This window comes from Rhodococcus quanlei (assembly GCF_055231015.1).
This window is the reverse complement of the sequence record NZ_JBUYWD010000008.1, coordinates 64,503-75,894: the sequence shown is the minus strand read 5'-3', so window position 1 is coordinate 75,894 and position 11,392 is coordinate 64,503. Positions and strand designations below refer to the sequence as shown.

General features: G+C 64.5%; 12 protein-coding genes. 3 read left to right on the top strand and 9 right to left on the bottom strand.

What is annotated here, in order from left to right; translation table 11 throughout:
- Positions 1–5: 5 nt before the first annotated feature.
- Complete coding sequence (locus ACZI8Q_RS06275; RefSeq protein WP_463372649.1) at positions 6–938, top strand: alpha/beta hydrolase; 933 nt, start codon at positions 6–8, stop codon at positions 936–938.
- On the opposite strand, the gene ACZI8Q_RS06270 is transcribed toward ACZI8Q_RS06275, so the two are convergent.
- From ACZI8Q_RS06270 to ACZI8Q_RS06255, 4 genes are all read right to left on the bottom strand, one after another.
- Positions 929–1,807, bottom strand: a complete 879-nt coding sequence (locus tag ACZI8Q_RS06270) for an ABC transporter substrate-binding protein (RefSeq protein WP_463372648.1) — start codon at positions 1,805–1,807, stop codon at positions 929–931. The two genes, ACZI8Q_RS06275 and ACZI8Q_RS06270, sit on opposite strands and share 10 nt — an antisense overlap.
- A gap of 207 nt (positions 1,808–2,014) precedes the next feature.
- The gene (locus ACZI8Q_RS06265) at positions 2,015–3,202 is read right to left on the bottom strand and encodes an NAD(P)-dependent malic enzyme (RefSeq protein ID WP_463372647.1); all 1,188 of its coding nucleotides are present in this window, start codon (positions 3,200–3,202) and stop codon (positions 2,015–2,017) included.
- 347 nt (positions 3,203–3,549) lie between these two features.
- A complete protein-coding gene (locus ACZI8Q_RS06260) occupies positions 3,550–3,858 on the bottom strand; it encodes a hypothetical protein (protein WP_463372646.1) in 309 nt (102 codons plus the stop codon).
- Entirely contained in the window at positions 3,845–4,717 is an 873-nt protein-coding gene (locus ACZI8Q_RS06255) for a PHP domain-containing protein (RefSeq protein ID WP_463372645.1), read from the bottom strand. Before ACZI8Q_RS06255 ends, ACZI8Q_RS06260 begins: the two co-directional genes overlap by 14 nt.
- Positions 4,718–4,821: 104 nt before the next feature.
- Here ACZI8Q_RS06255 and corA point away from each other — a divergent pair, with 104 nt between their 5' ends.
- Positions 4,822–5,838, top strand: coding sequence for a magnesium/cobalt transporter CorA (corA, locus tag ACZI8Q_RS06250; protein WP_463372644.1), 1,017 nt, complete (start codon positions 4,822–4,824; stop codon positions 5,836–5,838).
- Positions 5,839–5,850: 12 nt separating this feature from the next.
- Here corA and ACZI8Q_RS06245 read toward each other — a convergent pair whose 3' ends face one another.
- From ACZI8Q_RS06245 to ACZI8Q_RS06235, 3 genes are read right to left on the bottom strand one after another with little or no spacing between them, the layout of a single operon-like run.
- Positions 5,851–6,438, bottom strand: coding sequence for a suppressor of fused domain protein (locus ACZI8Q_RS06245; protein ID WP_463372643.1), 588 nt, complete (start codon positions 6,436–6,438; stop codon positions 5,851–5,853).
- A gap of 2 nt (positions 6,439–6,440) precedes the next feature.
- Complete coding sequence (locus ACZI8Q_RS06240) at positions 6,441–7,565, bottom strand: winged helix DNA-binding domain-containing protein (protein WP_463372843.1); 1,125 nt, start codon at positions 7,563–7,565, stop codon at positions 6,441–6,443.
- 38 nt (positions 7,566–7,603) lie between these two features.
- Positions 7,604–9,055 carry a cellulase family glycosylhydrolase gene (locus tag ACZI8Q_RS06235; RefSeq protein WP_463372641.1) on the bottom strand — a complete coding sequence of 484 codons (1,452 nt, stop codon included), beginning with the start codon at positions 9,053–9,055 and terminating at the stop codon, positions 7,604–7,606.
- Positions 9,056–9,115: 60 nt separating this feature from the next.
- Between ACZI8Q_RS06235 and ACZI8Q_RS06230 the strand changes: the two genes are divergently transcribed.
- Positions 9,116–9,754 (top strand): hypothetical protein, encoded by a 639-nt coding sequence (locus ACZI8Q_RS06230; protein WP_463372639.1) that lies wholly within the window; start codon positions 9,116–9,118, stop codon positions 9,752–9,754.
- A 7-nt stretch (positions 9,755–9,761) separates the two neighbouring features.
- Here ACZI8Q_RS06230 and ACZI8Q_RS06225 read toward each other — a convergent pair whose 3' ends face one another.
- Together ACZI8Q_RS06225 and ACZI8Q_RS06220 are read right to left on the bottom strand one after the other, a co-directional pair.
- Positions 9,762–10,256: a YflT domain-containing protein gene (locus tag ACZI8Q_RS06225; RefSeq protein ID WP_463372638.1), complete on the bottom strand. Its 495-nt coding sequence runs from the start codon at positions 10,254–10,256 to the stop codon at positions 9,762–9,764.
- A 73-nt stretch (positions 10,257–10,329) separates the two neighbouring features.
- Complete coding sequence (locus ACZI8Q_RS06220; RefSeq protein WP_463372637.1) at positions 10,330–11,283, bottom strand: HpcH/HpaI aldolase/citrate lyase family protein; 954 nt, start codon at positions 11,281–11,283, stop codon at positions 10,330–10,332.
- Between the last annotated feature and the right edge of the window lie 109 nt (positions 11,284–11,392).

Genomic DNA, 11,392 nt, shown 5'->3' with positions numbered 1-11,392 from the left:
GCACTGTGCCTTCTTTCAACGTCCCGACCGGTGTCGCCGCCACATTCCTGCGGCCCTTCTTCTGGGTTGCGTTCAACGCGTACCTTCCGGTCCCTCTCCAACGCAAGATCCTCGACCTGGGCGCCCCCATCCAGGTGATGCCCTCCGATGCCGTCGTCCGAAAGACCACGTTGGCAGGCCGTCCGGTGGAGCGCATCACCGTGGGCGCCACAGAGCCGCGGACGGCAGTGTTGTACCTGCACGGAGGGGCATTCACGGTCGGCTCGTTCGCATCCCACCGATCGCTCGCAGCTCACCTGGCCCGGGAATCGGGAAGTGCGGTATATCTTCTCGACTACCGATTGGCACCGGAGAACCCGTTTCCGGCAGGGCTCGAGGATGCCGAGGCCGCCTACCTGGAATTGGTGACCGAGCACGGATACACCCCCGACGCGGTTGCGATCGGTGGCGATTCGGCCGGCGGTGGTCTGGCTCTGGCCACTACTGGTCGACTCGTCCACCGACACGGGGTGACGCCGAGCGCCCTGGCACTCATCGCCCCATGGGCCGACCCAACAGATCGCTCGATGCATGGCCGCGATCTGGTGATCAACACCACGTGGGCGTACGCCTGCGCCGACATGTATCTGCGCTCCGGGGATCCTTCGACGCCGGGGTACGCACCGCTGCACGACGACCTGACCGGATTTCCCCCGACCATCATCCACATCGGACGTGAAGAGATCCTGTACGCGCAGGCAGTCGCACTACGCGAGAAGCTGGCATCATCCGGGGTGAGCGTTCGGATGACGGAGTTCGCCCGGCTCTGGCATGTCGCGCACGCACAGGCATCGTTGGTACGTGAGGCCGCCGACGCCGTCGCCGATCTGGGCACGTTCCTCGCCGGCCACTTCGGCTCGGACAATGCGCCGAAACCGGCACAGAATCGTCACGCGTGAGCGTCGAGCCAGGCGCGCGCCACCTCTATTGACGATGTACCGTCGCGGACCTGTCCGAGCATGTCGGACAGGTCCGCGCTCGTCAGTTCGCCCGCAACAACTGTCAGCGCCTCGAGTTGGGGTTCGGCAAGCGTTCCCGAGCGGTACAGCGGTACGACGTTCTGTGCCCGAAAGATCGATTCGTCGTCGCTCAACGCCGCGAGATCGCCGGTGGCGAGGACCGGCGACAACGTGGTCAATCCACCGACGGAGGCCCCTCCCGTGCGTAGCTCCTCCGCCACCGCAGAGTCATTCGCCACCAAGTGGACAGCGCCGAACCTACATCCCGGTATCGAGCGCAACGCGGTGGCCTCGAATTCGCGCGCGACTGCGACGGTGCTCGTCTCACAATGCGGTGCAAGGTCACCGAGTTCGTGCAGGCCTCGCGGGTCTTCCCGATCGACCACCATCACCGAGCGATCCTCAGCAGAAGCAAAGTCCGACACCGAAATCCCCTGGGGCAACGACCTACTCAGTTCCTCGAAAACATCCGCCGTGGCGGTGGCCTGCACATCGGGATCGAAGTATGCGAGCAACTCCCCCGTGAACTCCGGAACGACGGTGATGTCGCCGGCATCGAGCGCCCGAAGGTAATCGGACCGGTCACCGAGATCCGGGCGAACCGATACGTCCGTTCCCGTGGACCTCAGCACGGCGGCGTAGATCTCGGCGAGAACGGCACTCTCAACGGAACTGCCCGCCCCCACGACAATTGGCGCGATATGGGCAGTCCCCGGCTCGTCCAAGGTGGAGTTGTCGATGCTGCAACCCGCGACCATCACGACGCCGCACACGACTGCGATCAGAAACGAGATTCGTAGTTTCCTCATGGCAATCTCACTCGGACCTTCCTCACCGGAACCGTGTTGTGCCTGTCGTTGTAGCCAAACACCCCGCTGTACTCAACACCCCGTTGTACTCAACACTCCGCTGTACTCAACACCCCGCTGTACCGAAACCCCATTGCACGCGAACGTGGAACACCCCGACCTGAAACCTGGGTGCGGGTCTCCGGCCGGGGTGTTCGACGATTCTCGCTATTCTGTCACGCCTTCTGCTTTCGCAGTAGCGGCCACGGCCTCCGCAACAGCGGGGGCCACACGAGGATCGAGCGGGCTGGGAACGATCTTGTCTTCAGCCAACTCGTCACCGACAACCGAGAGGATTGCCTCGGCGGCGGCGAGCTTCATGCCTTCCGTGATGCGGCGTGCGCCGGCATCGAGTGCGCCGCGGAACACGCCAGGGAAGGCGAGAACATTGTTGATCTGGTTCGGGAAATCGCTGCGGCCCGTCGCGACGATCGCGGCGTGCTTGTGCGCAATGTCCGGGTGGATTTCCGGATCCGGGTTCGAGAGCGCAAACACGATTGCATTGTCGGCCATCGTGGCGATGATCTCCTCCGGCACGGTTCCGGCCGACACGCCGAGGAACACGTCCGCACCGTCGAGTGCCTCGATGATCCCGCCTTCACGGCCGGCCGGGTTCGTGCGGGCCGCGAGGTCGGTCTTCACGTCGTTGAGTCCGTCACGACCCGCAGACACGATGCCCTTGGAGTCGAGGACGGTCACGTCGGGGATTCCGGCCGCCAGCAAGATGTTCGCGCACGCAACACCGGCCGCGCCGGCACCCGAGATGACGACGCGAAGCGACGTGATGTCACGTCCCTGAACCTTCACCGCACCCTTGAGGGCGGCAAGTACGACAATCGCAGTTCCATGCTGGTCGTCGTGCATGACGGGGCAGTCGAGGGCTTCCTTGACGCGTTCTTCGATCTCGAAGCAACGCGGAGCGGAGATGTCTTCGAGGTTGACCGCGCCGAAACTCGGGCGCAGCCGGACCAGGGTCTCGACGATCTCGTCGGGATCTTTGGTGTCGAGAACCAGGGGAATCGAGTTCAGACCTGCGAAAGACTTGAAGAGCGCCGACTTGCCCTCCATCACAGGCAGCGAGGCGCGGGGGCCGATGTCACCGAGGCCGAGCACGGCGGAACCATCGCTCACCACGACCACCAGACGGTTCGTCCACGTGTAACGGTCGGCGAGGGTCTCGTCGGCCGCGATCGCACGGCTGACCTGGGCTACACCTGGCGTGTAGGCGATCGAGAGTGCGCGCTGTGAATCGAGCGGCGCGGTGGTTTCGACGGAAAGCTTGCCGTCTATGTGACCGGCGAAGATCTCGTCGTTGGTCACTTTCTGGGGTGTGGTGGCTTCAGACACGAGAGACACAATGACACTCCTGCTAGATCCCGGCACATTCGGGTCCGGGTTACTGAGAAGTAACCGCACTGATCGACGCTGGCCAGGCGGTTAGTTCACGTACAACTACTGAGAAGCTTCCGGTGCGCGCGGGTCACGATCGACGCAATACAACTTTCGAAGCGTGATGGCGCTGGGCCGTGTAAGCCCTGGCGATGCCAGCCATCCAACTCCCCGTCGAAGGGCGGTGGCGCCAACTTCGGAGTACGTCGAGTGTGCCACTGAAACGGGTGCACAATCAAATTGAACGGGCCGCGAAATGTCTCACCTATTTCGGTCTCTACCTGTGAGTATCCGGTTACTCGGCGGTAGCATCGTCAGCCCCACCATTGAGTCCACAGCAGAGCACCCGCAACCGCCAGAACCACGCAAGCACCCAGCGCTGACCCGGCGCCGGAGCGTCGGTCGGCCCACACTTGTGCCATCAGGGCGATCACCGATGCTCCCAGGTGCACCCCGATGGACGTTTGCCCAGGACCGGGGAAGCCACGGTTGTCGCCGATATACGACGTGACCACTACCACCAGCGTCAGGAGGATCGTCCCGGCTGCCACGGACCCGCTGAGTCCAAGCAGCCATCGCAACGGCAGGGAGCGTCGGCCTTCGTCGTAGTCACGGAGCGTCATGAGTCCCCCTCGAGATCACGGGAACGCCGGACGCCTTCGCAACCAGCGAATCGAACTGGGCCGGCTCAGTGGTGAAGGCGCCGAGGGGAATCGGCTTGTTCATGCCGTGGTAGTCCGACGAGCCGGTGATCACGAGTCCGAGTTCGTCGGCCAGATTTCGCAGGATCGCGGCGTCCCCGGAGCCGTGGTCGGGGTGATCGACCTCGAGCCCGCCGAGTCCGATCGGTGCCAGTTCACGCACGTGGTCGAGGTCGAGAAGCCGGCCACGGGTCCGGGCGCGTGCGTGCGCGACCACCGCCACCCCACCCGCTTCGGTGACCAGCCGAACCGCGTCCTCGAGGGGGGTGTCCTTCTTGGGAACGTAGTACGGGCTGCCCGTCCGCAGCGGACCCCGGAACGCCTCTTCCACCGACTCCACGATGCCCGCCTCGATCAAGGCGCGGGCCAGGTGCGGGCGTCCCAACGACGGTCCCGCCGCGGCCGTCAACACCTCCACATCGATCGGCAATCCGTCTGCCGCCATCAGTTCTGCCATCGCCCTGATACGGGTTTCCCGTTCGCGCCGCAGCCGACGGCGCTCTTCCGCGAACCCGGGGTGCTCCGGATCGAACAGATACGCAAGAAGGTGCACCGGGACGGGACGGCCGTCCTGGCCGCGTCCCTCGCACGACATCTCCATGCCGCGTACGAGCCGCAGCCCCTCCGGTAGCGCTTCGACAGCCGGCTCCCATCCGGCAGTGGTGTCGTGGTCGGTGATCGCCACCACGTCGAGGCCGGCCTCGCCGGCAGCCTGCACGAGTTGCTCTGGCGAATCCGTACCGTCGGAAACCGAGGAATGGGCGTGAAGATCGATGCGCACCGCCCAAGTCTGTCAGGTGCCCGGTGCAGGTTCACCAACTCACGTAGCATTTGCGCTGCAGTACCCCCGAGTTCGCAGGTCACGGGAGATCGGAGAACGATTCCATGCCATCCTCCCCTGCCGCCGAAGCAGTCGTCGATTGCGCTGTGTACGTGAACGGTCGCCGTCTGGCCGGCAAGTACACCCACGACGACGCGGTCGCCGAGGTTCGTGAACGCGGCGAGGGGTTCGTGTGGCTCGGGCTTCTGTCTCCGGACGAGGAACAGATGGCGAGTGTCGCAGCCACCTTCGGACTCCACGAGCTAATGGTCGAGGACGCGGTTCACGCCCATCAACGGCCCAAGCTCGAACGCTACGACGAGCTGCTGTTCCTCGTCCTGCGCACCGTCGTCTACGTCCCACACGATTCGATGGTCGCCACCAACGAGGTCGTCGAGACGGGCGAGATCATGGTGTTCACCGGGGACGATTTCGTCGTGACCGTCCGCCACGGCGATCACACCGGCCTCTCCACCGTGCGCACCTCCCTCGAGAACAATCCGGACCGGCTCACCCTCGGCCCGAGCGCCGTGCTGCACGCCATCGCCGACCACGTCGTCGACTCGTACCTCGACGTCACCGCGTCGATCGAGGAGGACGTCGACGGCATGGAGGAGGCGGTGTTCAGCCCCCGAACCACCGTCGCGATCGAGCACATCTACCTGCTCAAACGCGAGATCGTCGAGCTACGGAAATCGGTGAACCCGCTGTCCAACCCGCTGCTGCGTCTGACGAGGCGGTCGGACGCCCCGATACCGAAGGAAGTCCGCCGGTATTTCGGCGACGTCCTCGATCACCACACGATCGTGGCCGAACGCATCGCAGAGTACGACGAAGTACTGAGTTCTCTGGTCGACGCAGCGCTCGCCAAGGTCGCCGTTCAGCAGAACACCGACATGCGCAAAATTTCCGCCTGGGTTGCCATCGCCGCCGTTCCTACCCTGGTGGCAGGAATCTACGGCATGAACTTCGACAACATGCCCGTACTACATTGGCATTACGGCTATTACGCAGTCTTGAGCGCGATAGCACTCGTGACGGTCGGCCTGTTCGTCACGTTCAGACGTAATCATTGGCTCTGACCGTGTCCTGACTTACAGGCTCGCGGCCGAGCGCGTGGGATCCTGCACGTCGATTCCGGCCTCGTTCCACGCCTCGCGCAGCGCGTCGGCGCCGCGTAGCCGTACCCACGCGGCCTCGGTCCCCGTCAGCGGAACAACGGACAAGAACTTCACCGGTTCGGCCGGTTCGGGCAGGTCGAGATCGGGGATGTCGCTCTCACCGAGCAGAACGGCTGTGAACGGAACGCCCGTCCACAAGGGTTCGCCGAGGTCGATGAGCGCATCCGGCACCAGGACGACCCCTTCGACAGACGGGGATGCGGCCAAGATCGCGAGTGTTCGCTGGATCCCCGAGGCCACGCCGGCCCCGCCTCGCAGTGCGAGGACGAGTTCCGCGCGCGGACCCCGATTCGGATCTGCGACGAGTTCTCCCGGATCGCCCATCGGATGGCGCGAACAGCCCAGTGACGCGTAGTGAACCAATCCCTCTTCGTCCGACGGAAAGAGCAGCACATCGAGTGGCTCGACGCCGAGGAACGTCACCGAGGCCGACGCTGGTTGAGCCCCGTCGAACTGGGAGATCAGATGGGCACGGACGGCGTTGACGACGCTTTCGGACACACTTACATCAAACCACCGTGCTCATCGGTGAAACGAACCTCCCTCGTCTCGGCGTCGGGATGAGCGAACTTCAGGAGCCGCCGTCCCTCGGCCGCTACCGAACTTCTGTTCGTTTTCGCAATCGTGCGCAGTGGCTCCACTTCCAGAATCGCGACGGCCCCCTTCCTGGTGACGTTCGCCGAGGCGACCACGCGGCCACCCACGACGACCGCCGGCTTCACGATTCCATTGACGGTGAATATTCGCGCCTTCACGTCCACGTCCATGATTCTCGAACGGTCTGCATGCGAGAGCAGCATGTTGTCGAACGGCGCGAGGATCCGCACGGGGGTCGGGACATCGGCATCCGGTCTCGGAGCATCAGGACGATCGAAGAGTTCGGTTCCCTGCTCACTGGTGAACATACGCAGGCGAGGCCGTAGACGCTCGAGCACCTCACCCAGTCCGGTCAGGCCGGACCAGGCCTGCACGTCCTTCGTGCTCGCCGGCCCGAAGGCGCCCAGATAACGCAGAACGAGGGCATCGATGTCCGGAGCGGAATCGAGCGGCTCGCCCACCCAGTCATCCAGCGGCGTCAATGCGGGTGGTCCCGATCTGCCCCACACGCCCCTCGGCGGCACCTGCACCATCGGCACCAACCCACGCACCCCGTGTGCGAGTGCTGCCCCGTCCCGGCCCGGAAACCGGGCTTCGAGAAGTGGGCGCATCTGCAGCTGCGTCAGCGGACCATCCGCCACGACGGCGCGCCCCGCGTCACCGAGTGCGCCGACGTCGACGCCTTTCAGATGGGCGCGGTGTTGTGTGTTGGTGTGGATGTCGTGGTCGAGGATGCTCTGAGTCAACGGCCGCAGCTGCAGGGCATCACGGGCCGACAACAAGAACACGGTTCCCCGCATCGCCACGATCCGGACGGCGCTGCGGTCCTCGAGAAGGCCGGCCAATGCCGACGGGTCGAAGTCCTTCATGCGTGTCCACAGTGCGTAGTACGGCGGGTCCGGTGCCTGCGCCTGAAGACCGCACAGATGCTCCACCATCTGCAACGCGGGCACCTCGGATCGCGCGAGCAACGACTGCCGGGCCAGCGTTGCCCGGCCGAGCGCTCGATTCGAGATCCGGTCGGCTGTCACGGCGTCCATCCAACACCCTGCCGCGCAGCCCGTCTCGATTATGGTGCTGGGGTGATCTCGACCGACACGTCGTCGTTCGACTGCGGTTGCCGAAGGGTGAGCAGCCGAGATTCCTGATCCCACGCCAGCACCTCGCCACCGTCGACGTGCACTCCACCGGGGAAGCCACGTCGGGGCAGATAGATCTCGGTGGGAGCGGAGATCGACAGGTCGGGACTGTAGGTCAATTCGAGCCGATCGACAGCGGACGACCAGGAGATCGGGGTTCCCGCAACGGCACGGGGGTACGGCTTGTCGAGGGCCGCCACCAGGTTGCGCACCGATCCGTCTTCTTCGTACGGACCCCAGTCACCCTCGTCTCGTGACCAGTAGGCAACCCCGGCGCCCATCTGGGCGGCGGTGTCGTAGATCTTCTCCACGTAGTCGATCGCACCGGGCAGCGTGGTGTCGAGTCCGAACTCCCCCAGAATGATCGGGACGTCGCCGAGCGACGCCGCCGTGCGCAGTGTGTTGTCACGCCACGAGGCGATCGTCGCGTCGACCAAATCCTTGGAAACGCCTTCGTAGCCACCGCCCAGGTCCATAGGCAACGGGTAGATGTGCGGACAGTAGGCGATCCGCTGTTCGCCGTCGCGGTTGTCGGTGATCGTGCCGAGACCACTCGGCGACCCCCAGTTGTTCCCCATCGCCTGCGGCGCGACGCAGACCCACGTGTCCTCGTCGACGGTCCTGATCGCATCGGTGGTCCTCTGGTAGAGCGCCGTCAGCGGGCCGGACTCGAAGACAGGCCCTTGCAGGGTGCCGCCATAGGGTTCGTTCATCAGGTCGTATGCCACGACAGCCGGGTGATCGGCGAACCGCTGCGCCACCGCCCGCCACGCGTTCGCGTAGTGCTCGGAGAGTTCCGGATGATCACCGGTGGTGTTCCAGAAGTTGTCGAAGGCCCTGATGACGCCCTGGTCGAGGTAGTACATCTCCCACATGTCGTGCGATCCGACCGGCAGACCGTCCATATGGGTGGCCCATGCCGGGGCCCCGTTCCCACCTGTTTCGCGGCCTGGGGCGATCGCGGCGGACCAAAGGTCCTGGTGCATGTCCAGCATCACGTGGTAGCCACGCGCTGCGTACCAGTCGAGGCGTTCGCCGAGCAGGTCCAGATACTCCTGGCTGTAGACCCCGGGTTGTGGTTCGACCGAGCGCCAGGAGATCAGGAAGCGGACGAAATTGGTGCCCATGTCACGGTGCTCACGCTCGAGGTCCGCCTCCGTGAACTCGGGCATGCCGTCCGGAGTGTGCTTCGCACTTCCCTCGGTGTTGAAACCGCGGAGAACAAGCGCACGCCCCTGGTCGTCTGTGATGTATGCCCTGGACGGCGCGGGATCGGCCCGCACGAGGGAACCCACACCACCGGCGAGAACCAACGCACCGGCCACCACAAGGGACACCACTCGCATTCGCCGCACGCGCCCACCCTCAACTTTCTCCGGCATTCTCGATCTTTCTCCACGGTTCTGGACACTTGACCAATTTGATGTGGCTAATATTGCGGCATGCCTGAGCCCCGCGCTGACGATTCGACGAACACGCAGGTCAAAGACACTGGCCGAACGCCTTGGGTAGCCGTCGCCACCCTCACCGCAGTATCGGCTGCCCTCGGGGTCTGGTCCGTCACCGGCACTGTCTTGACCGAGTTGCCGGAACTGAACGTCCCCAGCGCGATCGGCCTGCCCCTCGGACTTCCCGCCCTACGACCGACCCCACTCGCCGAGACGACCACCACGGGATGGCTCGTGGAAAGCGCCGCGGCACTGGTGATGATCGCCGTCGCCTGGATGAGGCTGACGAACTCCACCCGCCGCCATCCCAACGGCGGACCGGCCCGCGCATTCTGGGCAGGACTGGGCGCCACCGTGGTCGGCGGCCTCTCCGGAAACCTCGTGACCGTGGTCTACCTGAGCTTCGTCGTGCACGCAGGACCGGCCGCCTACGTCACCTCACTCGTCGGCGCCGCGCTCGTATCGGTGATCTGGGGTGTGATCGTGGGCGTGGTCGTCGGCGCAGCGCACGTGATCGCACGGTGGCGCTCGATGCGCGCCACCGGCCACACCCCAGGAAACACCGTTCCAGCACAGGATGATTCGACGCCGACGAGCGGGCGTCACCGGACTATCGCCGAATCGGTGCGGTGACCCGGAGTCAGAGAGCCAATCGGGCCAACATATCGCGGGCCTTCTCCGCCGTTCTCGGTTGACACAGCACGTCGTACCGGCCGGCAACCAATTGCATCGTGGAAGCAAAATCACGAGTGCCGCGGGTGGCCGCATACGGAATTGTCGTGGAGATCAATCCGAAGATGACACCCCCCACGATGCCGACGATGAGTGGCGCCAGAAAGCCGCCTGTGACGATCCCGAGCAACAGCCCGAAGAACACACCCAGCCAGGCACCCGAAACAATGCCTCCACCAATAACTTTGGCCCAGCTGAGGCGCCCGAGCACCCGCTCGACCTGCATCAGATCGACACCCACGATCGTGACGTCCTCGACCGAGAACTCCTGATCCGACAGGTAGTCGACCGCGCGTTGCGCCTCGGCGTACGTGGGGTACGAACCGATCGGCCACCCGGTCGGCGGGGTGGGGAGTTCCCCACGCCGCGAGCCGGCCGATCGCGGGGCGAGTGGATTCGTCATCGGTTCCGGTTCTCCTCGAGCAGTTCGGACATATCCACCGTCCATTGTGCCTGTTGGGTTCGCATCCTGCTGCTCAGCTGTCCGGGAATCCGCTCGTCGGCGTCATCCCTGCCGCTCGACCCTTCGCCGAGATCACCAACGCCATCTTGCGACTCGCCTCGTCGATCATCTCGTCGCCGAGCATCACCGCACCCCGTCCACCACCTCTTTCGGAGGTGTGAAATTCGTATGCCTTCAGGATCAGCTCTGCCCGGTCGAAATCGCTCTGCCGCGGGCTGAACACCTCGTTGGCCGCGTCGATCTGCGTGGGATGCAGCACCCATTTACCGTCGAAGCCCAGTGCGGCCGTGCGGGCAGCCGACCGCCGGAACGCATCGACATCCCGGATCTGCAAGTACGGCCCATCGATCGCCTGCACTCCGTGCGTCCTGGCTGCGATCAGGATTGTCATCAGAATGTGGTGGTACGCATCGCCTCTGTCGTAACCATCCGGCTGCTCTCCCACCATCAGCGTGCGCATATTGATGCCCGCCATGAAATCGGCCGGACCGAACACGAGCGTTTCGACGCGCGGACTCGCAGTGGCGATCGCGTCGATGTTGGTGAGTCCGACAGCGTTCTCGATCTGCGGTTCGATTCCGATTCTGCCCACTTCCAGCCCGTTGGCCTTCTCGAGTTGCGTCAGCAACAGGTCGAGCGCCTGGACATGGCTCGCGTCGGGCACTTTCGGCAACAGAATCGCATCGAGATGTGCGCCGGCCCGGTCCACCACCTCGGCCACGTCCCGGTACGTCCACTCGGTGGTCCAGTCGTTGACGCGCACGACCTTGATCTGGTTTCTCCAACCATCCTCGGTGAGCGCTTCGGAAACGCGAATACGCGCTTCTTGCTTGGCGACAGGAGCAACCGCATCTTCGAGATCGAGAAAGATCTCGTCGGCAGGTAGCCCTTTCGCCTTGTCGATCATCTTCCGGCTACTGCCGGGCACCGCCAGAACCGAGCGCCGCGGCCTGTTCCGAGTCACCATGATCGTCACATCCTCTCCGACCGAATCGGCCACGCTCACCCTGCGCGCCACGTCGACGCGACACTTGGATTCCACGGTTGACGCGGCAAGGATCTAGCCTTGCATGCAT